Genomic DNA, 26,507 nt, shown 5'->3' with positions numbered 1-26,507 from the left:
GATGAAAGAACGTATACAGTCGATAGATATGGTTCGCGGACTGATCATGATCATCATGACACTGGACCACACCCGCGATTTTTTGCACCTGGCAGGGCCGCCGCCGCTTGATGTGCAGCGCACCACGGTGATCCTGTTTTTTACGCGCTGGATAACGCATTTTTGCGCACCAACCTTTGTTTTTTTGAGCGGCGTATCGGCATGCCTGGCCGAGCAGCGCAGAACAACCGGCGAGATGACCTCCTTCTTACTAAAAAGGGGCGCCTGGCTCATATTTTCCGATCTGGCAATTATTAGCCTCATCTTCAGCTTTGATGTGCAGTACCATTTCCCCGTGCTGGAGGTTTTATGGGCCACCGGCTTTGGTATGATTATTTTAGCCTTATTGATCCGCGCACCTAAACAGCTTATAATGGCGGTTGCTATCCTGATCATTGCCGGCCATAATTTATTGGATAACGTTGATCTGCCTAAAAACGGCACCACGGGCAATCTAATCACCGTATTATTGAACGGCGTAGGGGCGTTGATCCCTATCGGCGCTAACCGGTTTATCTTTGCTATTTATGCTGCCATTCCGTGGACAGGGGCCTTATTGCTGGGCTATGTTTTCGGCCAGCTTTACAAAAAGGGGTATGACGCTGCAAAGCGGCGAAAAATATTAATGCTATCAGGCTGCTCGTTAATAGTCTTGTTTATTACCCTGCGGCTCATCAATAATTACGGCGACCCTATACCATGGGCCGTTCAGCGGAATGCGGCGCATTCCCTACTATCCTTCCTAAACGCGCGTAAGCAAACGCCCTCTCTCTTGTTTATGTCGATGACGCTTGGGCCTATATTATTGTTGCTGTCGTTTATCGAGGGTATCAGCAATCGCATCACCAGGTTTTGCATCGTATACGGCAATGTGCCCTACATTTATTTCATCACCCATTTGGCGCTGCTGCGCGTCATCAATGTAGCAGGGGTTGTATTGGCGGGTATTCCCCTGGATTTTCAGAAACCTTCTCCTGTATGGGCCGCGCCGGGTTTCGGTATTCCGCTATGGGCGGTGTACCTGTGCTGGATAGCCGTTATTGCGCTGATGTATTACCCCTGCCGCTGGTATGGACGGTATAAGCAAACACACAATTGGTGGTGGTTATCGTATATATAGGCGCTTAGGGGATTCCCAATGCAGCGGGTGTTTATTCGCTAAATTTTTTTGTTAAAATAGTAACGTTGCCCCTTTGGCGCGAGAATGACGACTTGGGCAAAAGCGTAAAGGCTTCTCGTGACATTACCTTTTATTCCCACCTGCCAGATCTGCGACTGGACGTCGCGTTTTTAAACCATTCCCTCTCAAGAACCACTACTCCTCAGTGCTAACAATAAATTGAGTATTTGAATTACAAATTTTACTAATGGAAAGGCTGCCATCATTTTTAGCTTCCACGCGTTGATTGGAATTGTTTATCCTTACATTGTAGCCCTGTCTGGGTATAAGTCCCGTAACCGTAAATATATATTTGCCTTTTGATGTCACGGTCCAGGCGATTTTCTTTGTTTCCCAGAAATTAATTTCCATATCAATACGACCTGATCTGCCCGTTACCTGCAGCAGCGAGCTGTCGCGGTTGTGATGAAAATACGTTAGTTTGCCTCCAGTCATCGATGCGCCAAAGCTTTCATTGCTGCGAACTGAAAATGCTTTGCCGCTCATTTCATAGTTATTAACGCTGAGTTTAATTTGATACGCAGTATCGCGGACAGTATAAGAAAACTGTGTTCCATCCAGCATTTTAATCATATGGGGCTCCAGGCCCATCCTGTTCCACATGGGCCTTATGCCGTAAATATCCCGGTACAGTGCCGTGATAGAGGTGCAAATGCCTGCTAAAATATCATCTCCCTGGCCCAACTGGGTTACCCTGCTATATCGCTGAGACGAAAGACCGTCCTTTTTGTACTGTTCCAGAATGTTGGTGATATATTTAAGAGCGATGGTTTTGTTGTATTTGGCATAGGCCCTGATGCCGAGATAACCCCAGGAAGGGAATATATCCCCGTTTTCGTATTTAGGGAACGGCCAGTTTCCCTGCTGTACTTCAGCCCTTTTAAATGAATCGAAACACAATGGCCAGTGAAACAAATTTTCGGCCACGGTCCGTTGCTCTATTTGATTGAGGATAAGAGATATCCGCTCCGGATCGTCGCATAAACCAAACGCGATTGCAGCGAAATTTACCGGGGTAACCAGGTTATCGCCGTGTACAGAACCATCTTTATCCCGCCAGTACACATATTGCTTTTTGGCAGGCAACCAAAAGCCTCCTTCTTCAACCGGCTTATTAAAGGCCGCTTTGAGGCGCTGTGCTATAGCCGAGTAGTAACCGGATTTTTGTAGGTTACCCATTATTTTTTCGCAATTGGCCCATAAATTCAATGCCTCATACAGCTGTGCATTTACAAAGGCATTTTCATAACCAGCATAAACAATATCCAGCCAGTCGCTGGCCTTTTGTTCGGCTATGTTATTATTTACCATTTCAAAGATGCCGTTGTTATCCGAGTCGCGTTTAATCAGCCAATCCAGCGCTTTTTCACAACTTGCCTGGTGGGTTTTGAGCCAGGTTACGTTGCCATTAATATCAAACTGTTCACTTGTATTAATCACATAACCAGTTTGTGAGTCAACCGTATAACCCCACATCGCTTCATAATAGCCCGTTTGTGCATTGTATGTGCCGGGTATTTCATCGCCAGGCTCATTGTGCCAGCGGGATAATACCCTGCCATCGGCAAGTATCGCCCGGTCACGTTCCTGATCAAGCGTTTCAGAAATATTGGCGGTGTAATTTTTGTCGTCAACCGCCATGCCTATCTGCGCAAAAAAAGGCTCATGTAAACATTTCCAGTTAGTGAGCCACCCGTTTCCACCCACAATACTGTTATCCACAACACCATACCGCGCGGTGGTGTTCAGCAGCTCACGCACCGCTACAGCATCAACACCTGGAAGCTTGCCCCGGGAGTATTTTTTAAAATAGTCAACATATTGCAGTTCATAATGTACGGCTACTTTTCCTTTTTCTATTTTAAAAGGAGCAAATACATTGTACCGCTGCGCCACAAACCTGCTTAAGTTGTATCGCTGTTGTAAGGGTTCACCCGTTACTAATTGCGTAAGAGAAAATTCATCTTTCGCCCCGTGCGAGTACTTGGAAGCGATTACTTTTCCTTTACCGGGCATGGCGTTTATACACAATGCATCCCCCGATTTCGCATTCCAGAAAGTTACCCCGCCTGTATGAACGCCGTAAGTATCATCTTTTTTGCGAAGGTATTTACACCAAATCATCCCCCCGTTATCTATGATACCTCCCTTCCAAACCGAAAGATTGGCAAAGTTCCATTTCGGGAAAGCCATATCTTCCAAACCGGCGGCCTTATCGTACTCCCGGGTAATGTCCCACCGTATTTTATCACCGTGTAATTCAAAATCCCACTCTTCTTTTACAGCAATATTGTCATCGCCATAGCTTATCCCCGTTAAACTAATTTTATTCCCCGTTTCCGTTACTTTTACATCGCTCAGGTGATTATCAGAAGAAAAAGAGTTGTTTTTGGTTTCGATGCCGGTATATATCCCCAGGGGAGATAATGTGTTAATGCCTTTTATATTTAATTGTTTAATTACACAGCCCGATGAGTAATCAATCAGGATAGACAGATTTTTATCCGGAACGGCGATCGTAATCGTTTTAGCCTTAAAATCATGCTTTATGGCATCGTATCTTTTGGGATAAGAAAAGCCTGCCCCCTGAAAAAGTTGCAGAAGACCAAAAAAGGATATTAAAACTCGCCGGATCATGAAATTGCGCTTTTTATAAAAGATGTAATCAGAAAACAAAACTGAAATTTTGTTAAGTATTTGCCGCAAGATAAAGCAGAACAGGCTGATTTGTGCAATTCCATTCCAGAGAAATGCAATAAATAATAAACTTGTTCAGTAACCCGGTTATTAAATTTCTGAAAATAAAAAAGCCCCTTATACCTTGGATGGTATAAGGAGCTTTTGAATAAATATATCCTACCGTTTATTTTACTGTACCGGCTTTAGTGGCTGCTTCAATGATAACTTTAGCAACAGCATCTGGTTGCGAAATAAATACCACGTGACTGCCTTTTATTTCTGTTACTTTGGCGCCGGCACGTTTGTACATTTTGCGTTCAGTATCCGGGTTGATGGCTTTATCTTCAGTAGCAACTACGGCAAAGCTCGGTTTTGTTTTCCAGGCTGCTTCAGCAACCGGCGCTACAAAAGCCTGTACAAAGATAGGGCCTTGTGAAGCATACATAAAGTCGGCTTCCTCCTTGCTTAAATCGGCAGCAAAACCAGCGTGAAATTGATCTTTTGCAAAGTAAATTACGCCTTTATCATCGGGGGGCAATATGCCGTTTACAGATGTTGGCAATAACTGAGCCCATTGCAAGGTTGTTTCACCTTTATCAGGCGCAAAGGCAGCTATATAAACCAGGCCCACTACTTTGGGGTTTACGCCGGCCTCTGTAATTACAGTGCCTCCCCAGGAGTGACCTACCAATATTACCGGTCCGTCTTGTTTGTCAATTGCCCGGTTGGTGGCGTCAACATCATCTTTAAGCGATGTTAAAGGGTTTTGAACAACGGTAACATTGTACCCTTTTTTTGTAAGTATATTATATAATCCTTTAAAGCCAGAGCCATCGGCAAAGGCGCCATGTACCAGCACAACGTTTTTTACGGTTTGTGCTGCTGCTGTTGTAGCTGAGCCAATAATGGTTGATAAAATAATAGCTGAGGCAAATAGTCCGCTTTTTAGTTTGTTTTTCAGTGATTGAGTTTTCATGTTTTTGTATGTTGATTTTTAATGTTCGAATCAACGATACAAAGGTGCGCTAACTCCTGCAGCGGCGGAATGGGCATACTTCCCGATGACTTGTAATTATTTCCCTATGGATGCCATTTTTTTACTGCTCCTGAACTCCGACGGCGAAAAAGAAGTATGTTTTTTAAAATAGTTGCTAAAATAGGCAGCGTCGTCAAACCCCAGTTCATACGTAATTTGCTTGGCCGATTTATCGGTATAAAACAGCAATCGTTTAGCTTCTATCAGGATTCTCTCCTGGATTATCCGGATGGGGGTTTTGTGATTATATAGTGCAAAAAGGTTTGATAAGGTTTTTGGCGATCTGTTTAACTGTTCGGCATAATAGCTTACACTATGTTGTGTGCGAAAGTTCATTTCAACCAGCAAGTTAAATTTCCGCAAAATATGGAAGCGGTCATCATTCAGTTTTACATCCGGGAAACTGCCTGCCCTGGCAAGCCTGGTGACCATGATGATGAGTCGTTTTAACAGCATCAGCAACATATCGTTTTGAATACCATCATTCGTATTCAACTCTTCAACAAAAACATCCAGCAATAACTGCAGTTTCCGTTGGGTATCTTCATCCAAATCAATGAACACATTATCATTCATGCCAAATAAAAAGCCTACGCAGCTCACCTCCGAGTCATGATCAACAATACAATAAAATTCGCGATTAAACTGCCAGGCCACAATATCGGCAGGGCGTTCAAAATAAAATGACTGATTGAACATCAGCGGCAATATAGTTTGCGGCTTAAAATCATACGCCGAGCCATCAATGCTTACGGTTTGCTTTTCGCCGCGGTTCCAGGCTATAGTGAAATATTTATTGTCTTGATCGCGTGTGTAAAACAGGCGGTCAAAATCTATTTCGTTATTGAGCAGCAACAGATCGCCGCCCGTGCTCTGGTTAGATACTGATAATTTCATTTGGGGAATAAAGATATTATAAAATCACAGCTTCTGTAAGTACCGCCCAAAGCATGAATAATCGTGCAGAAAATTCCCCCGACAACAGCGCATTTTCGCGCCTTATAAATTTAGTGTAAAGCAGCATTTGAGTATACTGCTTTACACTAAAATGGTGATTATCCATTTTTACGGATACCCATGCTTATTTCTACTATTTCCTGAATCAGGCTATTTACTTTTTCAAAGTTTGCGGTTTGCGGGCCGCCGCCAACAACGGTAAACAATGGCCTTTGTCCCTGGGGCAATTCAACTAATGCCAACATAGCATCGGCCACTTCCTGTGGGTCACGGCTTTCCGGTGTTGGATCAAAGTATTGAATTACCCCCTTTTTATAATTGAGGATATCTTCTCCATATGATGCCTCAACAGCAATATTATTAGGCTGTAATGATTTGGTTGTAATGTCAGTTGTTTGATAAGCTCCCGGCTGAATAGTAGCCACATCAATACCTGAAGATTTCAGTTCATAATGGTAACCTACAGAAAGTGCATCCAAAGCCGCCTTAGTGCCGTTATAAGTAGTTAAAATAGGAATATAATGCCTTGACTGAACGCTGGTGATGTTGATTATTAAACCATCCTTCTGTTTGTGCATAAACGGCAATACCGCTTTCATCATCCGTTCGGGACCAATGGTGTTAACCTGGAACAACTGTTCGGTTTGTTCAATTGAAAGTGCTTCCCCAAGTCCTAAGTAGGAAAGGCCCGCGTTATTGATTAATACGTCAATAACTCCACCCGATTTTTCACTGATCTCGGCAATGGCTCTCTTAACTGAGTCATTATTGGTTACATCAAGCTCAATAACCTCAACTGTCGCACCATTTTCTTTAGCCCACTGTTTTAATTCGCCGGCTGGCACCGAGTTTGAACCCGCTATATTACGCATGGTAGCATATACTGTGTGCCCTTTGGCGGCCAGTGTTTTTACTGCCTGAAGTCCGAAACCGCTACTGCTTCCTGTTAGGATGATCTTTTTCATATTGTTGTTTTTTATGTTTAGTGATTGATATTATTACTTACTTACATATAAGCAAGTGTTACAATTAAATTTTTTTTATTTCGTTTTTAACGACTTTCGCAGGCTATCCATCACCTGGTAAAAGTATTCTTCGCCCTGTACACGCCCTATCTGTAATGATCCCGGCAGTATTGCAGCCCAATTGTTGGCCATTTCCCGGGCTGTAATCTCAAAATTAAACCTCCCGGAATCTAACCCGGCCTGCATTACTTCTGTAAGCCAGGTGTATATAACGTTTAGATACTGGGCCGAGGCAATTTGCAATTTTTCAGACACATCATGATAGGCTGAGCAAAAAGTACCTACCAGGCATAGTTTATGCCCATCTTTAAAATACCTGTCATAACAATCAAGCAAGGCCTCAAGCCCCAGCAATGGATCGCCGTTGGCTGTAAGCCTTATCATATTTACAAACTCCTGCCTGTCCTTTTCAATAACAGCCAAACCCAAATCTTCTTTTAAAGGATAATAATGATGAATTGCTGCATTTTTAATATTTAACGCTGTAGCTATCTGCTTGTAATTAAATGCATGATAGCCTATCGTCAAAATATAATTCCTTCCTAATTCAACAATCTTATCGCGGGTATGTAATGCGGAGTCCATTTACTATTATATATTTTTTTAACGACGCAATGTTACTTACTTCTATGTAAGTAAGCAAATTAATTTTCAATGCTTACAAATGGATTACAAATGCACGTCTCTTGCCAAGAGATATCATTAAATGAGTTATTTAGGTTGTATGGTGGACTTTACCTCAATAGCCCGCATTACAGCAACAATAAATGGGATTAAATCCCATCGGTCAGATCCACTTAAATGCCCTACAATTTCACTTCTTCAAATCACTGCCTGCCTTTGTATCAACAGGCTTGTTTTCGGCCGCTGATGGTTTATGGGGCACTTCTGCATGAACCAATTTTTTGCGCATCCAACCTCCAAGCCTATGGTGTAGCGGTGCAAGGATAGAAGCGAGGATAACCAGGATAAACAACTCCAATATGGGCAAATGGTTACTGATACGCTGTACAAACGGATGAATAAAAAGCGTAATAAATTCAAAAACAAGTAACAACGAAAGAATCCCCATATACTCGATTACCTTGCGGTGAGTTCGACCTTTACTAAGTACCAGCAATATCAAAAAGAAAAAGGGAATAAATATAGCAATACCTATAAGCTGCAAATCCACCAATCTTTCGTCTGCCTCCCGTTTCTTTTCTTCTGCTATTTCCTGTTGCCGGGCTGCCTCATTAAAACTAAGGGTTTGTATTTGCTTAACTTTCTCCACATTAAACATACTATCCTTTGCCGCCATTGCCGTTTTTAGATATAACAGCTCCAGATGCTCATTGGATTGCTGATATATTTGAGTAAGCAAATTACTTGCGCTATAAATAGCTATTGGATACTTGGCTTTCTTTGCTGCCTCCAATGCATTTTTAGCGTAAAACACGCTGGAGTCTATTTTATTAATGTTTTTATAGAGCAAAGCAATACTGTTATAGGTATCAGCAAGACTGCCCTGGTCGTTATTCTTATTAGCATAAACAATGCTTAATCTATAGTAATCAAGCGCGAGTGCCTGATGTTTCATTTTATAATTAATATCGCCTAAAATGGATAGGGTATTGGGCAGCATTTCGGGGGCACCTATGCTTTGCTGTAACTCATAGGCGCGCATTTCATAACCCAGGGCTAAATTTACTTTATTGAGTTTAATGTAACAGTTACCTATATTGGATAGTACAATGCTCAGGAATTTTTTATTGTGAAGTGATTCTGCAATGGCCTTCGCCTTAAAGTGGTAATATAACGCCTTGGTATTATCGTTTTGATCTGAATAAATAATACCGATATTATTGAGGCAGGCTAACTCACCGGGGCGGTCGTTACTTTCTTCTCTTATCTTTAAAGCACTAAGTAAAAATTTTAGGGCACGATCATATTTGCCATTTTTCCACAACACAACACCCAGCCGGTTTAAGCTGTTGGCCTCGCCGGCCTTATGTTTTGTATTACGGGCAATGGTAAGGGCTTGCTCTGCATAAATTAAGGCGCTATCTGGGTTAAAGGACTGCACTTCCATGCTTTTTTTAACAAGTACAGCAATTTGCGCGGTATCATCGCCCGGATTTTCAACCAGTGATTTTAATAATGCCTTTCCTTTATCTTGCGCATAAGCAATGATTGCACTACTTAGCAGTAGGCAAATAAAAGCGGTTTTTCTATAGGATTGCATTTGCATAAAGCACAGTTAACAAGATAAAAACAGGTCAAAAATGCCTTCTCCCATCTCTTATCAGAACCAGAATTCCCTGTTCTGTAAGATATAAGTTAGCGGATACCCATATTCCAATTCAATTTCGGGTTCCGGATAAGCCTGTAAAATTATGCAACCAATAGGATCAACTTCGGCCAATAGGGGTGTTTTTATCCCTCAAGCTACTTGCCATGGCCAGGCTTGGCGCAATTTCGTTTACATCCTGCTCTTCTGAAATACCAATTGGTGTTCCTGTATCAAGAGCATCATTAGTTACATTCTCGTCTGGAGAATTATCTCCAGTGTCTCCACCGCCGATGAATTCATCCGGTGTGTTTTCTTCGATTATATCCATGATTAGTTGTTTAATTAATTACCTTATTTTAAAGCACTTAGTTACACCACTACACCTTTTTCATTTAAAATTAGCACTATGAAAACTGATAACCAAATTTTTATATTTTTATATTCCTTGCAGTAATCAATAGTTATAAACACAGCCATTTTTAACTATAAGGAAATAAATTATAACGAATTAATGGTTAATTCATAGCGCAGCACCTCACAAACCGCCCAGAAAAACCTAAAAGCGATGACGCACTATGCAAAAACTCACAAACACTACCTATATTCTATTACAGGAAACCATTTATTAACCTCCAGTTTATTTAGGAGTGCGTTATTTGCAACACACACAAATTTTATATGAACAAACTTTTTTTTATAGTGCTGACGTGCCTTTCAGGGTTCAGTAGTTATGCACAGGTAGCTGGCGCAAACAAAAATTTAAGTACTCCCACAGATTACATAAAAACTAAGAATTATTACCTGCTTACTTTATTTGAGGAAGACAAAGAGGTAAGCGCCCTGCTTAAAAATGATGCAGAACTCACAAAAATCACCCAAAACAAACTCAAGACCCTAAATACTTCACTTACCGATTGCAAGGATGCGGCATGCCTTATAGCCCAGGTAAAACTATCTGCCGAAGATATAGCAGCAGTTGGCAGTCAGCTTACTTTACTCTATAAGCCCGGTAACGCTTTGGATAGGTTGGTTAAAACCCGGCTAATACCATCTGGTGCTTACAGCCTTTATAAAAACCTGACACCAGCGCAACTATTGGTTAAAGCCTGGGAGCAGGATGCGACAGCTATAAATTATACCATAGGCGTTTATGCCGAAGGTGATAAACCCAATTACCCTGCAATAGATTCCATAAGCTACAATGTACATGCAAAACAATACTATATTTTAATGTATGATTTTAATGCCGCTTTAATAGGCGATGTTAAAAACACTAAATTGTTTTTTGAACCATCGCTACAGGCGGCATTGCTTTATCTGCAAATTAATGAACGGCAGGACCCCGCTCATTACGAGCCAATGGAATTAACCGTTAACAAAGCAGCGGTTGATAAAATAAAGACCATTAAATGGGCCAGTTTCCCGTACTCAAACATACTTGTGCCAGGAGCAGGCCCGGATAACCTAACATCTCCATTAAGCGCAGAGGGAATGCTGCGCTGCAGGCTTGCCGAGCAGGAGTACAGGTTGGGCAAAGCGCCATTGATCATTGTTTCGGGAGGTAATGTGCATCCATATAAAACAAAATTCAACGAGGCGGCCGAAATGAAAGTATACCTCATGAAAGTATTGCATGTGCCCGAAAGCGCCATTATTATTGAACCACACGCAAGGCACACCACCACCAATATGCGCAACAGTGCAAGGCTGATATACAAATATGGTATCCCGGCCAATAAACCCGGTATTGTTGTTACCGATAAATCACAAACTGATTTTATAATGCACATGGCCGAGAGATGCGAGAAAGAGCTAAAATACGTGCCTTATAAATTAGATAAACGCAACTCAGAAACCGAAGTAGAGTATTATCCGGTGGAAGAAGCGAAACAAATAGATGCCGACGAACCGCTTGATCCCCGTTAAAATTCATAAACATGCAAAAATTAACACTAACCATATTAGCCGCAGCCTTAGGTATTGGCTCTTTAGTAACCTCCACTGTTGATCAGCAGCTTAGCCGTACAATCACTGTTGATTCTTTAGGGGCCTGCCAGGGCATATCATATCAAAAAGGGCGTATTTTTTTATATGGCGATCGCGAAGTTGGTATGATCCGCGAATTTAAAATGGAAAACGATAGCCTGGTATATCAGCACAAAGAAATTAAGCTGACCATGAACGGTAACGATGTAATTAATCACCCCACAGGAATTGCTTATAACGGAACCGGGCCAACCTTTATTGGTAACTCCATCCGCCTTAATGCCGAGGGTACAAAATGGAAGGCCGTAATATATTGTGTAGATTGGAAAGGGCTGTTAAAAACGGGCACGCTTGATGGCAACTTATTAAATACTATTGATGATGATGCCTGTATACAAGGCACCCGCCCCGAATATGTTAAGTATAATAATAAATGGTATATAGCTACCGCTGATTATGGCGACCACGGTAATGAGGTAAGATTATATGACCCCGAAAAACTAGCCAAAACTTCAAATTCAAAAGCTGAAGGTGTACTTTACAAAAAGTTTACATGCACCCCATGGGTGCAAAACCTGCATTGGATAGCCAAAAATGGCATGCTGGTACTTATCCAAAATAAAATTGAAGGGCGGCAATGGCGCTTTACTTATATCGATCTTAAAAAATCTGTTGAAACCGGTAAACAAGTAGTGGTCAACCAAATTGACCATATTGACAGGGGCGATGAGCTGGAAGGCTTCTCTTTTATTGGCGATAACGAAAACGGCATCGCGGTAACATCATCGCGCAAAAACAACGTAAACTTTACCAAAACTACCTGGTAACAGCTGCCCAAAACGCTTAAAAAATTGAAATGCCGGACGTAACACCCGGCATTTTTTGTTAACGTAAACTTAACTTTTAAGTATCTCCGGCTTAAGATAGTTGGCTTAATTTTGTTGCCAACATCACAATATTAATAACATCTAATTAATATTATTTTATCATAAAGCAATAACGATTATGATAATATTAAAACTGCAGCATATTTAATTTAAACGCCTATGTAACATTAATTTAAACTTAACATCGAACCGGCGATAAATTTAAGAACCGCTGAATGCGCTAACATTCAAACGGTCCCGGAAATAATTGTCAAATAACTAAAAAGCGGTCGAAAGCTTTATTATCGTTTTCTAACAATCAATTTTTAAAAATATGAATAAAAAGATTACCCGTGATCTTTTTGGAAGGTTTTTGCTAAAACCTTTTATCTGCCTCATGATCATGGCACCTGCGTTTAACTCAAACGCTGCAACCCCCATTAAAATTGCGATTAACCAGGCAATTCAAATATCTGGTACCGTAACCGACGAAACCAACCAGCCTTTACCGGGCGTATCTGTAAGGATAAAAAACAGCGATAAAGGCACAGCAACCGATGCCAAAGGTAAATACAGCATAGCTGCAAATGAAGGTACAGTGCTGGTATTTAACTTTATTGGCTATACGCAGCAGGAAGTTACTGTTGGTAGCTCAGAAACCATTAACGTTAAGTTGATGCCTAAAGCAAACATGCTTAACGAAGTTGTTGCCATTGGATACCAAACCATTCGCAAAAGTGATGTTACCGGTTCCATATCCAGCGTTAAATCAAGCGATCTTAACTTATCTGCTCCATCACTTGGGCAGGCATTAGTAGGTAAGGTTTCTGGTGTGCAGGTATCGCAAACAAGTGGCGCACCATACACAAGCCCCAAAATAAGGGTTAGGGGAGTTGGTTCATTCAGTGCCAGTTCCGATCCTTTATATGTTATAGATGGTTACCCTGCAGGTAATGACATTTTCATCAATCCGGATGATGTTGAAAGTATTGACATTTTGAAAGATGCTGCTTCGGCTGCTATTTATGGTTCACGCGCATCTGGCGGTGTTGTTTTAATAACTACCAAACATGGCAAAGAAGGTAAAGGTAAGTTTGAATACAGCGTGCAAACAGGTATGGACCAGCTGGCAAAAAAGGTAAAACTTTTAAACTCAGACCAGGCTGCCCAGTTGGTAATTGATGGCCGCAATAACACTTATCATGATCTGTGGGTTAATACAGGCCACATTTGGAATGATGCCATGTATTCTGACAACAATGCTACCCGTATTGCCAATGTAAGCAATGCCGGCAGTGTAAGTATTCCCGACGGGTTATATAATTTTGCCGACCAATCATTAATTCACCAAACCGTGAATACCGATTGGCAGGATGAATTGTACCACAACGCTTTTTTTCAAAAACATAACCTGGCATTTTCTGGCGCTTCAAACGGCTTCAATTACTATGTGAGCGGAGCATATCAAAACCAGGATGGTATTATACATACCACAGGGCAGCAGCGCGTTAACTTTCGCACCAATATTGAAGGTGACATAAGTAAAAAATTACACGTTGGAGCCAATGTTGCCTACACTCAAAACACCAATAAAGAAGTTCAGGAAGGTCGTTTTGACCATGGACCGGTTCTTGGCGCACTTATATATATGCCATACTTACCGGCCTATAATCCTGACGGCTCATTGGCTACCAATGCAGAAGCTTCACAGGCGGCAGCATACGGCTACCAATCTATCGAAAATCCGGTTGCCCTGGCCGAGCGTACAAAAATTACCCGCAAAGGTTATCGCAGTACTTATAATGCAAACGTAGTTTACAACATATTGCCCGGCTTTAATGCTAAAGCCAATTTAGGTACGCAAACCTACAATGAAAAATATGATTACTACCTGCCAACCAACCTAAGCAGCGGCGCTTTCCCTCCCGGATCAACACAATCAATAGCTGCTGCAACGGCAACAGCCCAAACTATTACACAGCTAGATCGCCTGGCCGAGTTTACCTTAAATTACAACAAGCAGTTTGGTAAACATCACATTGACGCCTTGGCTGGTTATACAGCGCAAAAAACCACCAGCGATTTGATCAGTGTTTCTGCAAAAGGGTTCCAGAATGATAATATTCAGGAAATTACATCAAAAGGTGCCGATGCCAGTCTGTTTACATTAAACTCAAATACCGGTAAATCTGTTAATACCTTGCTATCATACCTTGGCCGTGTTAACTACAATTACGCCGGTAAATACTTTTTAACAGGCTCTTTCCGTGCCGATGGTTCATCACGTTTTGGCCCGTTAAACAAATATGGCTATTTCCCATCGGTTGCTGCCGGATGGAACGTATCTGAAGAGCCGTTTTATCACAACTTCCTTGGCGATCAGTCAACGGTTAAAATCCGCGCAAGCTGGGGCTTAAGCGGTAATTATAACATTCCAAACTATGGTTATCAACAAACACTTGCCAGCCCTACAGGTGTGGTCTTCGGCAACAACACCGTTAATACGGCTACTTACGCAGGCCCTATAGGCGATCAGAAATTAAGCTGGGAGTCAACTTCACAATATAACTTTGGTACCGATATCGGCTTGTTTAATGGCCGTCTGTCTATCATCGCCAACTATTATTTAAGCTACTCTTATAACCTGTTGTATAATCAGCCAATCTCGGCTATTTCAGGTAACACCACCATCCTTACCAATCTGCACGATTCAAAGATCCGCAATACAGGATTTGATCTTCAGCTTGATGGCAGAATAGTGAAGTCAAAGGATTTCACCTTTAATGTAAGCGGTAACATTTCGCTTAACCGTAATAAAGTAGTGAAACTACCGGGTAACAATACCATTATCATTAACGGTGCAGAACGCTCCTACTTAACCAACATCACCACACAGGGCCAGCCAGTGGGTATGTTTTATGGCTTTAAAGTGGGCGGTATAGTAACTCCTGAAAATATCAGTAAAGTTGCCCCATCCGCTTCATCAACCAATCCGGTTAAACCAGGCGACCTGTATTTTGTTGATACCAATGGCGATGGCAAAATAACTGATGCTGATAAAACAGTTATCGGTTCTCCTTATGCCAATTTCACTTATGGTTTTGCCTTAAACAGTACCTACAAAAAGTTTGACATCAGTGCATCCTTTAACGGCTCCCAAGGCAATAAAATACTGGATGGCCAGGATTATTACCTGTACAACATGGAAGGCTCCGGTAACCAATATGCCGATGTAGCCGATCGTTACAGAAATGCCGAAAACCCTGGCGCCGGAAAAGTTTACCGTGCATCACGTGGTGGTACGCAAAGTAACAGCACCCGTTTATCTACATTTTATCTGCAAAGTGGTTCATTCCTGCGTTGTACCAATTTAACCGTTGGCTACTCACTTCCAGGTTTTTTACAAAATACCCTGGGTATTAGCAAAGCACGTTTATTTGCCAGTGTAGTAAATGCCTTTACTATTACCAAATACAAAGGTTATAACCCAGAGGTTGATTACAACTACTCTGGCGCGGCATCAAATAATACACAACCAGCCAACCTTGCACCTGGAATTGATTATGGTACTTATCCATTGGTTAGGTCATATAATTTAGGTGTAAATGTTACTTTCTAATGGTTTTTTTAACAAGAATATAGAGATGAAGAAAAAATTAATAGCCATCATTTGCCTTGCAGCATTTGTAGCCATAAGCCCGGCATGTAAAAAAGATTTTTTGGATCAAAACAATCCAAATGCCGTTACCGTCGATGACAACTTTAAATCGCCCAATGATATATTATTAGCAGTAAATGGTATTTACCAATCATTGCGTAGTGGTAATAATATTGGCGAAAGCAGTGACCTGTGGACAGATCAGCGCTCTGACGATACTGGAACAAACGATAACCAGTCAAACGCCGGCGAGCCGTTCCAGTTCAATAATTTCTCGCTGATTGCAAGTAACACTTATTTAAAAAGCCACTGGGTATCTTTATATGCAACTGTTACCCGTGCCAACGTGGTATTATCGCATATTGATGCCGTATCTTTTACAGATCCTAATTTGAAATTACAGTATACCGCCGAAGCGAAATTTTTACGCGCGATGATGTATTTTCACCTGGTTCGCCTTTGGGGCGATGTGCCATTGGTGACCAAACAATTGGCATCTACAGAAGTTGCAGCAGCAACTTTCCGCGAAAAACAGGCTACCGTATATGCACAGATTGTAAAAGATTTAACCGATGTAATAAACAACAGCCCGCTGCCTAACCTGCAAAGTGGTGCCAATATTGGTAGGGTATCAAAAGCAGCCGCCAATGTATTGCTGGGCCAGGTGTACTTAACAATGGCTACTACATTAGATCAGGCTAACCGCCAAACTAACCTTACCAATGCCAAAACATACCTGATGAACGCCTACAACATGCGCACATTTGGCGAACTAAAGAGCATTCCTTATACCGATGTTTTTGATGTAACTAAAAAATCAACCTGCCCGGAGCTAATCTTCCAGATTGTAAACAAACAGGGCGATATCAGCTATAGTTCATCAATAGCGGCTAACAACCAGGCCAAAGGCGAAACTATCAATTCGCAAAAAGCCTCATCGGGAGCAGGCTATAATGTTACACATGACCTGATCAATGAGTACGAAACCGGCGATCCGCGGAAAGACTTTTCGGTTAAATTTGCAAATGATCCAATTGTTAAGGACTGGTTTGTAACTAAATTCAGAGATGTAAGTGATGCAGCAGGCAAATTAGGTTACGGCGGTAACGATTGGGTATTGATGAGGTATGCTGATGTTATACTGATGCTGGCCGAAGTTAATAATGACCTTGGCGACAATGCAACAGCTATCCAGTTTTTAGATATGGTACGTGCAAGGGCAGGAGTACCTGCTTATGCTGTAGCCATGACTAATAGCGCCTACAGCACCAGCTTCCCAACACTTAAACTGGCTATTTTACATGAGCGCCGTGTTGAGCTGGCGTTTGAGCACCACCGCTGGTTTGATTTGCTGAGAGCTTTTACCACCGATGAGCTGGTAACCTATTTCAAAAGCAAAGCCCAGGCTAACTTTGGTTCGGCTTTATTATCAAACTTTAGTACCAAGGATCGCTACTATCCTATACCGTTTGATGAAGTTAAGCTTGACCCATTAAAGATGTATCAAAATCCGGGTTATTAACCATTTGCTACAAAATACCCCTATTAATTGAAAGGAGCAGGTTGCTAAAATACCGGCCTCACCTCCAAATACCAAAAGCCTCTTAGATAATTTTCTAAGGGGCTTTTTAGTTTTAACACCCTAAACATTAAAGGCCATGCAAACAAATGCATGGCCTTTATATTATTAAACTGATTGTTTTTAATAACAAATTTATATCTCCACCACCCCATCAAACACCTGCACCGCGGGCCCTTCTAAAAATATATCGGTAAATACTTTGCCATCGTAATTAAAACGGATATTGAGGTTGCCGCCTAATACTTTTATCGGCGTATCAATATGACCGATGAGCTGGTTATGGCTGGCCATGGCCAAAGCCACCGCAGTTACCCCGGTGCCGCAAGCAAAGGTTTCGTCTTCTACACCGCGTTCAAAAGTGCGCACAAAGTATCCGTCGTCAATCGGTTCAACAAAGTTTACGTTGATTCCTTTTTTGCGGTAGGTAGCATTATTACGGATAGCCTTGCCTTCGTGAAAAACATCCCGGTGCTCCAGGTCTTCAACCAGTTTTACATAGTGGGGAGATCCGGTATCAAGTACATAGGCATCCAAATCAGTCTTTAGCTCCTTTACATCAATCATTTGTAGGCTCACCCAGTCGCCCTCGTCTGTAATTTTGGCATTATGCGGACCATCTACCGCCAAAAATTCCGTTTCGTTTTTAATGATGCCTAAAAATTTGGCAAAGGCTACAATGCACCTTCCGCCGTTGCCGCACATACTGCTGGGCTGGCCATCGGCATTGTAATACACCATTTCAAAATCAAAACCCTCTTTATTTTGAAGGAACATCATGCCATCTCCGCCAACGCCAAAACGCCTGTCGCAAAGGCGCGCAATCAACCTTGGATTGCTGTGGTCAACCGCATTTTCGCGGTTATCTACCAATATAAAATCATTACCTGCGCCCTGGTATTTAAAAAATCGTATCTTCACAATAACATCATTTAATATCAGCTACTTAGCTTAATCCTAACCTTTGTGACAAGCAATACCGCTAAGTAAAAACAATTTAACAAATTTTAACAAAAAACCTGATAACTAATCATTGATTATGTAGTCTATATGGTATTAATTTTGATCTGTTAAATTTAATTCACATAAACAAAGAAAGGCAAATATAAAGATGAAAAAGATTGGTTTAACATTATTAACCGCTTTTGTAGGAGGAGCCCTGGCTTTAGGTGCATACAAAGTTATCGAAAGTAAATATGCGGATAACCTAAGCTTTGAGGACAAACAAAAAGTTTACTTTACCAGTAATCCATCGGCCCCGGTAGTATCATCAACCGGTTCGCTTGATTTTACGGAAGCAGCCGCGGCGGTAACCCCGGCGGTGGTTTACATCCGTACAACATACAGCAGCCAGGCAGAAGGTGACAGCAAGAAGGACCAGCTGGAGCAGATGTTTGGTGATATGTTTGGTCAGCGTATGCGTCCGCAAGGGCCGCAAATGGCCTCGGGTTCCGGTGTTATCATCTCAACAGATGGCTACATTGTAACCAACAATCACGTTGTTGATAAAGCAGATAAAATTACGGTAGCAACAAATGATCACCGCACCTTCCAGGCTAAAGTGATAGGTACCGATCCGAGTACCGACCTGGCCCTGATCAAAATCAGCGCTACAAATTTGCCTATTGTTAAATTAGGCAACTCCGACGATTCCCGCGTAGGGGAGTGGGTTTTGGCAGTTGGTAACCCTTTTAACCTTACATCAACCGTTACCGCGGGCATTATAAGCGCCAAGGGCCGCAATATTGGTATCATCGGCAGCGAGGACAACCAGGACGAAAGCGGCCCGTTTGGCCGTAACCGCAATCAGTCAGCCGCACCAAAGCTTAACAAGGCTATTGAATCATTCATCCAAACTGATGCCGCTATTAACCCCGGCAACAGCGGTGGTGCCCTTGTAAATACCAAAGGCGAGCTGATAGGCATCAATGCCGCGATAGCTTCGCACACCGGCTCATATGAAGGCTATGGCTTTGCTATCCCGGTTAACCTTGCCAAAAAAGTATTGAACGATATTAAAAAGTTTGGTTCGGTAAAACGTGGATTTGTTGGCGTAAGCTTTACCGAGCTTAATGCGGATGTAGCGCAAAAACTAAACATCAACAACACAACCGGCTTATATGTTAATGAACTGGTTGATGGCGGCGGCGCGCAGCAAGCTGGCATTCAAAAAGGTGACATCATTGAAAAAGTAGAAGGTACACCTGTTTATGAATCATCAGACCTACAGGAACATGTTGGCCGCATGCAACCCGGAGATAAAATAAACCTTACTGTGCTTCGCGATGGAAAAGAAAAGAACTTCGCGGTAACGCTTAAGGCAGATGCAAGTCCAACTATTCGTACGGCGGCTGTTTCCAAGTCGGCAGAGGAATTATTTAACAAACTGGGCGCAAGTTTCCAACCCTTAACCCCGGCTCAAAAGGCCAAATTCCATGTAAACTCCGGAGTTCAGGTAACCCAGGTTCGCGAAGGAAGAGTATTTGATAGCTTTGAAATTCCTGTTGGTTCCATTATTACCAGCATCAATAAATCGCCTATCAACAGTGTGGCCGATATTGATAAAGTAATCACCAACCTGCGTAATGGTAACCTGGTTATATCTGGCTACTATCCTGATGGTACAAACTTTAACAATATGTTCCAGGTACAGTAAGCTGCCACACGTACAGATTTTAGATAAATACAAAAAAACCCGGCGATTGGCCGGGTTTTTTTGTTTAAGAATAACAGGTTATTTCAACAACGATTACATATAAACTAAATCAATAATAAATAATGCTTTTTAAGCAACCAAAATTAAATCCATCCGTAATAAGATTTCCTAAAAGATTACAACTAACGATTAAGCTATGAATTATAGAAGAAATTTATTTAGCCAGTAAATTTGCGGTGAACGGAATATTTTCAGTTCATGCCCTCCCCCAAATCTCTCTTCTCAAAACAAGAAATATAAAAAAATAAAACTAATATGAATTTCGTCGTCATTTTAATTGCCTCGTCGATCCTATCATTTTTTTTAATCGGAAAAAGAAAGAAAAACTACCCAATCAAAGCAGAGTCAACAGAGCTTGATTATTTATATTCATACAGACATGCTTTATTGAAAATACGGCAAATAGAATCTGAACTTGAAGACATTTTTGTTTCTATGGATTATTATAATACAAATACAGGTCGTCTATTTAGTCCGATAGAAATAGTATCTATAAAACATGAAATAGAGCAAAACCTAAAACAATTTATAGCAGACTATGAACAGGGGGAGGTGCCCTTATTTGACTTTCATGTACAATTAGATAGCCTTCTTAAACAATTAGATGTTTTAGCTTTCAAGCTATCGGTAAAAAAAGAGCTAACCTCGATGATATAACGAGACCTTCTTCATTCGCGATCTGTGTGSACACAGATCGCGAATGAAGAAGGAAAGAGCAATTATCGCCGCAGCCTGTGTCCCCACAGGCTGCAACTTTACCGAAACACCATATAACCAAAGAAGCCGCTTTAAGCGGCTTCTTTGGTTATTATATAGTTTTTTTACTCTTCAACCATTTCACTATTCGGGCTGCTTACTTCCGGCACTTCGTGTTTAAAGTAACGTTTCTGATATAGCAATATCATGATTACTCCCACACAAATAGCCGAATCGGCAAGGTTAAATACCGGCCTGAAAAACTCAAAGGGCTCATTTGCCCATAACGGGAACCAGGATGGATAAGTGCCTTTTAACAATGGAAAGTAAAACATATCAACCACGCGCCCGTGAAATAAGGGAGCGTACTTGTACATAATACCGTAAAACGTTGAATCGATAATATTGCCTACCGCTCCGGCTAAAATGAGCGATACGTTCATGATAAGCCCACGGTGGTATTTATGTTTTATAAGATATACAAGACTGTAAACAATACCGCAAACTGCAAAAATACGAAACAACGTTAAAGCCAGCTTACCTGCATCGCCACCCCATTCCATTCCGAAGGCCATGCCATTATTTTCGGTATAGTGCAACATGCCGCGGTTACCCAAAAAGCGAATCTCTTCGCCCATGTACATGTGCCCTCTTACCCAGGTCTTAATGATCTGGTCGGCAAGAATAATAAATGCAGCAGTTAAAAAAGGTTTAGTGTAAGCTGCCTTCATTTATTGCTTCAATTTTGCTTCCATAGTCATGGTGGTATGCGGAACGGCACGTAAACGTTCTTTCGGGATCAGCTTGCCGGTTTCGCGGCAAATACCGTAAGTTTTGTTTTCAATACGCACCAAAGCAGCTTCCAGCTGATCAATGAATTTTTTCTGGCGGGCGGCTAACTGGTTAATTTGTTCTTTTTCCAGTGTGGCCGAGCCATCTTCCAGTGTTTTGTAAGTTCCTGCTGTGTCATCAGTTCCGTTCGCGTTAGGCGAGCTTAATGAAGTTGCAAGAGAGTTCAATTCTTCTTTAGCAATACGCAGTTTATCCAGGATCAGTGCTTTAAATTCCTGCAGGTCTGACTCAGAATATCTGGTTTTTTCGTTTTCTACTTTCATTTATATTTTACTAATAACAATCAAAATTTCATTTCCATCAATGGTGACTAAATCACCTTCATTTAACTCACTATCAAGCACTATACCCGCCGCCAAAACTTCGGCGCAAATATAGGATAAATTGTTTTTCACCGCTTCGCCAATATAAGGGTGATCGCTAATGCTTACATTTATCTTATCGGTTACTTCTAATCCTTTTTCTTTACGTAAGTTTTGAATCCGGTTAATTAACTCTCGTGCTATACCCTCCTGTTTTAATTCGTTGGTTATGGTAACATCTAAAGCCACGGTTAGTTTGCCCATATTTGCAACTTGCCATCCTGGTACATCCTCCGCAATGATATCTACATCAGTATCAACAATTAAATATTTATTATCAAGTACACCAATGCTTCCATTTGCATCTAATTCAGCGATATCCTCCTGCGTAAAGTTGCTGATGGCTTCCGCTACGGCTTTCATGTCCTTACCTACCTTTTGTCCCAGGGCCTTAAAATTAGGTTTTATCTTCTTTTTAATGAAGCCTGCCGTGTCGGTAATGTACTCAATATCTTTGATGTTTGTTTCAGATAATATCAGTTCTTTTACCTGCTCTACATGCACCTTAAAATCTTTATCCAATATAGGTAAAAGTATTTTACTTAATGGCTGGCGTACATTGATACCTATTTTTTTACGTAATGATAACACCAGTGATGATACATCCTGGGCCAGTTTCATACGTTCTTCCAGGTCGGTATCAACAAGCTCCTTATGGTAGGTTGGGAAATAAGCCAGGTGAACTGATTCAAATTCTTCTTTACCGGTAACGCCGTTAAGGTCATTATATAATCGATCGGCAAAGAAGGGCGCTATAGGCGACATTAATTTGCTAATGGTAATTAAACATGTATATAACGTTTGATAAGCCGATAACTTATCATCCGAGTTATCAGACCTCCAGAAACGGCGGCGACTTAAACGGATAAACCAATTGCTGAAATGCGCATCCACAAATTCCTGTATGGCACGGGCAGCTTTGGTTGGTTCAAAATCGGCATAAAAACCATCAACCTCCAGGGTAAGGGTGTTTAGTAACGATATTATCCAGCGGTCAATCTCCGGGCGTTTGCTTATCTCAATTTCGGTTTCACTGTAGCTAAATTTATCAATATTGGCGTAAAGCACAAAAAACGAATAGGTATTGTAAAGCGTGCCAAAAAACTTACGCCTCACTTCATCTATCCCTTCGGTATTAAACTTCAGGTTATCCCATGGCGATGCATTGCTGATCATGTACCAGCGCGGGGCATCGGCACCAAATTGCTCAATAGTTTCAAACGGATCAACGCCATTGCCCAGGCGTTTAGACATTTTATTGCCGTTTTTATCCAGCACCAAACCGTTCGAGATTACGTTTTTAAAGGCGACGCCGCCATTACCAACTTCTTCGTTCACAGCTTTTACTTCATCGCTGCACTCGCTTAGCATTACGGCTATAGCATGCAGGGTGAAGAACCAGCCACGGGTTTGGTCAACACCTTCGGCAATAAAATCTGCCGGGTAAGCATTTTTAAATTCCTCTTTATTTTCAAACGGGAAATGCCATTGGGCGTACGGCATTGCACCGCTGTCAAACCAAACGTCAATCAGATCCGGCTCGCGGAACATTTTATTACCTGTTGATGAAGTTAATATCACATCATCAACATAAGGGCGGTGCATATCTTCCAGCTTAAAGCCTTCGGGCATAAAGCCGGCAGCTATCGCCTTGTCAATTTCGGCGTTTAACTCTGCTATGGAGCCAATACATTTTTCTTCGCCACCATTTTCTTCGCGCCAGATAGGCAGCGGAGTACCCCAGTAGCGTGAGCGCGACAGGTTCCAGTCAACCAAATTTTCCAGCCAGTTACCAAAGCGGCCGGTTCCGGTCGATTCTGGTTTCCAGTTGATGGTTTTGTTGAGTGCCACCATTTTGTCTTTAACCGCAGTAGTACGGATAAACCAGCTATCTAAGGGATAGTACAAAATAGGCTCATCTGACCGCCAGGAGTGAGGGTAGCTGTGTTCGTATTTTTTAACGTCGAATGCTTTGTTCTCTGTTTTTAGCTTGATAGAGATCAGTACGTCGGTAGGTTTAAAATCCTTCTCCGCGCGTTCAGCATCAGAATAATATTCTTCTTTAACATAGTATCCTGCAAAGTCGGTAACCTCGTCAACAAAACGGCCTTGCTTGTTCACTAATGGAACTTCCTTGCCGTTTTCATCTTTCACCATTACCGATGGCACGTTGTTCTCTTTACAGGCTCTAAAGTCATCCGCACCAAAAACAGATGCGGTGTGCACTATCCCTGTACCATCTTCTGTAGTAACAAAATCAGCAGGAATTACACGAAAGGCGTCTTTTTCAAGATCAGCATTGGTTACGTAAGGCATTAACTGCTCATAGTGAATCCCCAACAACTGGCTGCCTTTAAACTCTGCCAGTAATGTCCACGGAATAACTTTATCGCCGCCTTTGTAATCTTCAAAAGATGCGTTCTCGCCTTCGGCCTTAAAGTACTTTTTAACCAGGTCCTTTGCTAAAACAACGCAGATTGACTCAAAAGTATAAGGGTTAAAAGTGTTTATTTTAACGTAGGTAATATTCTCTCCAACGGCTAAAGCACAGTTTGAGGGTAAAGTCCATGGGGTGGTTGTCCAGGCCAGTATGAATAAATCGGCAGTTACACCTTCAAATAAAAAGGCAGAATCCTGATCGCGTTTTACCTTGAACTGGGCCACAATGGTGGTATCCTTCACCATTTTATAAGTGCCCGGCTGGTTTAACTCATGCGAGCTTAAGCCGGTACCCGATTTTGGAGAATATGGTTGTACAGTATACCCCTTGTACAAAAGGTCTTTATCATAAAGCTGTTTCAGTATCCACCAAAGGCTTTCAATGTATTCGTTTTTGTAGGTGATGTATGGATCATTCAAATCAACCCAGTAACCCATTTTTTCGGTCAGGTCGTTCCATACATCGGTATAGCGCATTACCTCCTTGCGGCAGGCATCGTTGTATTCTTTAACAGTTATCTTTTTACCAATATCATCTTTGGTTATGCCTAAAGCTTTTTCAACAGCCAGCTCAATAGGCAGACCATGCGTATCCCAGCCGCCTTTGCGTTTAACCTGGTAACCTTTAAGTGTTTTATAACGGCAAAAAATATCCTTGATGGAGCGCGCCATTACGTGGTGAATACCGGGCATACCATTTGCGCTCGGCGGCCCTTCGTAAAAAGTGTAAGGGTTATTTGCCGGGCGACTGCTGATACTTTTCTCAAAGATGTTGTTCTGTTTCCAAAACTCAAGTATCTCTTTGCCTGTCTGCGATAAGTTTAACTGCTTATATTCTTTGTACATGTATATATTCTACCGTTTATCACCTCTTTTTTAAGAGGTTGCAAAAATACAGAATTTATAAATGATTTTTTTAATTTAGAGGGGTGAAAAATAATAAAGTAAAGCGTACCATATTAATGTTACTGGTAGCTGTGATCCTGTTTTCGGCATCAATGGCTATCCCCGTGTTGCAGGGTTCAAAGTGGAAAGTGTTTATGCAGGGTGGCGCTACCGGCTTAACAATGGCAGGCATAGTGAGTATTATTACCCTGTTGATAGATTATATGAAAGAAAGTAAAGAGTAGGTGTTTTTTTGTCTGAACCGGGATTTATCAGATTAAGGGAACGCCACGATTTTTTTAATAAACTTACTTCAAGGACGAGGCATGATAAACACGCAAATCAAATCCCAAAAATCGAATAAATCTGCTTAATCCCGGTTCAGAAATTAAATGATAAACAGGCAAATCAAATTCAAAAAATCGAATAAATCTGCTTAATCCCGGTTCAGAAATTAAAAAATGCTCCTGTTAGCCCCGCCATCTACCTGGATAGTAGTTCCGCTGATATAGGCCGCCTGCTCTGATGCCAGGAAAGCAACCAATGCTGCCAGCTCTTCGGGTTTACCTATCCTGCCAAGAGGAATGCTTTTAGCTTTGTCTTTTATGGCCTGTTCAGGGTCCACATCTTTGGGCATTGTATGTTTGATCCGGTCTGTAAGGATTAATCCCGGCGCCACGTTGTTTACAGTGATGTTGTAAGGACCAAACTCATCGGCCATTAATTTAGCCATCCCAACAACGCCCATCCGCATGCTGGTTGATAGCACCGAGCTACCCAATACCGCTTTAACCGAACCACTGATGATATTGATAATGCGTCCGCTGCCGGTTTTCTGCAGGTGAGGCAGCACCAGTTTGCTTAAACGCGCAAAACTGAGCAGGTTAAGCTCAAAAGCTTTTTGCCACTTCTCGTCATCAAAGTTCTCAAATTTATCAAACGGGGGACCGCCGGCATTATTAAGCAAAATGTCTATCTGCCCAAATGTTGCAGCAGCTTTGGTGATGAATGCATCAATCTCATCAGCTTTGGAAACATCAACAGGTATGGCAACCACATCGTTACCGGTAAGCTGTTTTATCTCATTTGCAGTTTTGGTTAGCTCTGCCTCATCGCGCGAGCCAATGATCACTTTTGCACCTTCCGCAGATAGCGTGGTGGCAATTGCCTTGCCCAGTCCCTTACTTGCTGCAAGCACAACGGCTACTTTGTTGTTGAGTTTAAAATCCATAAAGAGCGCCTCCCTTAAATCCTCTCCGGGGGGGAGAGGGGTTGATGAA

At 41.8% G+C, this 26,507-nt stretch carries 20 protein-coding genes; 8 read left to right on the top strand and 12 right to left on the bottom strand.

Annotation, left to right across the window (positions count from 1 at the left end; all coding sequences use genetic code 11):
• Position 1: 1 nt before the first annotated feature.
• Complete coding sequence (locus AC1DYB_RS10980) at positions 2-1,159, top strand: acetyltransferase domain-containing protein (RefSeq protein ID WP_477434825.1); 1,158 nt, start codon at positions 2-4, stop codon at positions 1,157-1,159.
• A gap of 195 nt (positions 1,160-1,354) precedes the next feature.
• Here the strand turns inward: AC1DYB_RS10980 and AC1DYB_RS10975 are convergent, their stop codons facing one another.
• From AC1DYB_RS10975 to AC1DYB_RS10945, 7 genes are all read right to left on the bottom strand, one after another.
• A complete protein-coding gene (locus tag AC1DYB_RS10975) occupies positions 1,355-3,856 on the bottom strand; it encodes an alpha-L-rhamnosidase-related protein (protein ID WP_477434823.1) in 2,502 nt (833 codons plus the stop codon).
• Between the two features lie 226 nt (positions 3,857-4,082).
• Positions 4,083-4,874: an alpha/beta hydrolase gene (locus AC1DYB_RS10970; RefSeq protein WP_477434821.1), complete on the bottom strand. Its 792-nt coding sequence runs from the start codon at positions 4,872-4,874 to the stop codon at positions 4,083-4,085.
• Positions 4,875-4,970: 96 nt separating this feature from the next.
• Positions 4,971-5,831 carry a helix-turn-helix domain-containing protein gene (locus tag AC1DYB_RS10965; RefSeq protein WP_477434819.1) on the bottom strand — a complete coding sequence of 287 codons (861 nt, stop codon included), beginning with the start codon at positions 5,829-5,831 and terminating at the stop codon, positions 4,971-4,973.
• Positions 5,832-5,989: 158 nt separating this feature from the next.
• Complete coding sequence (locus AC1DYB_RS10960; protein WP_477390694.1) at positions 5,990-6,856, bottom strand: SDR family oxidoreductase; 867 nt, start codon at positions 6,854-6,856, stop codon at positions 5,990-5,992.
• Between the two features lie 75 nt (positions 6,857-6,931).
• A complete protein-coding gene (locus tag AC1DYB_RS10955) occupies positions 6,932-7,501 on the bottom strand; it encodes a TetR/AcrR family transcriptional regulator (RefSeq protein ID WP_477434816.1) in 570 nt (189 codons plus the stop codon).
• Positions 7,502-7,730: 229 nt separating this feature from the next.
• On the bottom strand, positions 7,731-9,140 hold the full coding sequence (locus AC1DYB_RS10950) for a tetratricopeptide repeat protein (protein ID WP_477434814.1): 1,410 nt from the start codon (positions 9,138-9,140) through the stop codon (positions 7,731-7,733).
• 166 nt (positions 9,141-9,306) lie between these two features.
• Entirely contained in the window at positions 9,307-9,516 is a 210-nt protein-coding gene (locus AC1DYB_RS10945; protein WP_477434812.1) for a hypothetical protein, read from the bottom strand.
• Between the two features lie 350 nt (positions 9,517-9,866).
• Between AC1DYB_RS10945 and AC1DYB_RS10940 the strand changes: the two genes are divergently transcribed.
• The 4 genes from AC1DYB_RS10940 (at position 9,867) to AC1DYB_RS10925 (ending at position 17,220) form a co-directional block, all read left to right on the top strand.
• Positions 9,867-11,114 (top strand): YdcF family protein, encoded by a 1,248-nt coding sequence (locus tag AC1DYB_RS10940; RefSeq protein ID WP_477434810.1) that lies wholly within the window; start codon positions 9,867-9,869, stop codon positions 11,112-11,114.
• A gap of 11 nt (positions 11,115-11,125) precedes the next feature.
• The gene (locus AC1DYB_RS10935; RefSeq protein WP_477434808.1) at positions 11,126-12,001 is read left to right on the top strand and encodes a hypothetical protein; all 876 of its coding nucleotides are present in this window, start codon (positions 11,126-11,128) and stop codon (positions 11,999-12,001) included.
• A gap of 373 nt (positions 12,002-12,374) precedes the next feature.
• Positions 12,375-15,659 (top strand): SusC/RagA family TonB-linked outer membrane protein, encoded by a 3,285-nt coding sequence (locus AC1DYB_RS10930; protein ID WP_477434806.1) that lies wholly within the window; start codon positions 12,375-12,377, stop codon positions 15,657-15,659.
• Between the two features lie 25 nt (positions 15,660-15,684).
• Positions 15,685-17,220, top strand: a complete 1,536-nt coding sequence (locus AC1DYB_RS10925; protein WP_477434804.1) for a RagB/SusD family nutrient uptake outer membrane protein — start codon at positions 15,685-15,687, stop codon at positions 17,218-17,220.
• A gap of 192 nt (positions 17,221-17,412) precedes the next feature.
• Here AC1DYB_RS10925 and dapF read toward each other — a convergent pair whose 3' ends face one another.
• Positions 17,413-18,198, bottom strand: coding sequence for a diaminopimelate epimerase (gene dapF, locus AC1DYB_RS10920; RefSeq protein ID WP_477390676.1), 786 nt, complete (start codon positions 18,196-18,198; stop codon positions 17,413-17,415).
• Positions 18,199-18,388: 190 nt separating this feature from the next.
• Here dapF and AC1DYB_RS10915 point away from each other — a divergent pair, with 190 nt between their 5' ends.
• Entirely contained in the window at positions 18,389-19,933 is a 1,545-nt protein-coding gene (locus AC1DYB_RS10915) for a Do family serine endopeptidase (RefSeq protein ID WP_295720671.1), read from the top strand.
• Positions 19,934-20,248: 315 nt separating this feature from the next.
• Positions 20,249-20,650, top strand: a complete 402-nt coding sequence (locus AC1DYB_RS10910; RefSeq protein ID WP_295720672.1) for a hypothetical protein — start codon at positions 20,249-20,251, stop codon at positions 20,648-20,650.
• A gap of 164 nt (positions 20,651-20,814) precedes the next feature.
• Here AC1DYB_RS10910 and AC1DYB_RS10905 read toward each other — a convergent pair whose 3' ends face one another.
• From AC1DYB_RS10905 to ileS, 3 genes are read right to left on the bottom strand one after another with little or no spacing between them, the layout of a single operon-like run.
• On the bottom strand, positions 20,815-21,420 hold the full coding sequence (locus tag AC1DYB_RS10905; RefSeq protein WP_295720673.1) for a lipoprotein signal peptidase: 606 nt from the start codon (positions 21,418-21,420) through the stop codon (positions 20,815-20,817).
• Entirely contained in the window at positions 21,421-21,804 is a 384-nt protein-coding gene (locus tag AC1DYB_RS10900; RefSeq protein ID WP_184547488.1) for a TraR/DksA family transcriptional regulator, read from the bottom strand.
• A complete protein-coding gene (gene ileS, locus AC1DYB_RS10895) occupies positions 21,805-25,188 on the bottom strand; it encodes an isoleucine--tRNA ligase (RefSeq protein WP_477434801.1) in 3,384 nt (1,127 codons plus the stop codon). It lies immediately after the preceding gene.
• Between the two features lie 83 nt (positions 25,189-25,271).
• Between ileS and AC1DYB_RS10890 the strand changes: the two genes are divergently transcribed.
• Positions 25,272-25,472, top strand: coding sequence for a hypothetical protein (locus AC1DYB_RS10890; protein ID WP_295720675.1), 201 nt, complete (start codon positions 25,272-25,274; stop codon positions 25,470-25,472).
• Positions 25,473-25,681: 209 nt separating this feature from the next.
• Here AC1DYB_RS10890 and AC1DYB_RS10885 read toward each other — a convergent pair whose 3' ends face one another.
• Positions 25,682-26,458: an SDR family oxidoreductase gene (locus AC1DYB_RS10885; RefSeq protein ID WP_477434799.1), complete on the bottom strand. Its 777-nt coding sequence runs from the start codon at positions 26,456-26,458 to the stop codon at positions 25,682-25,684.
• Between the last annotated feature and the right edge of the window lie 49 nt (positions 26,459-26,507).

This window comes from Mucilaginibacter sp. P2_A4 (assembly GCF_056405015.1).
Note: the sequence above shows the minus strand (reverse complement) of the source record. Positions and strands in the feature narration are given on the sequence as shown.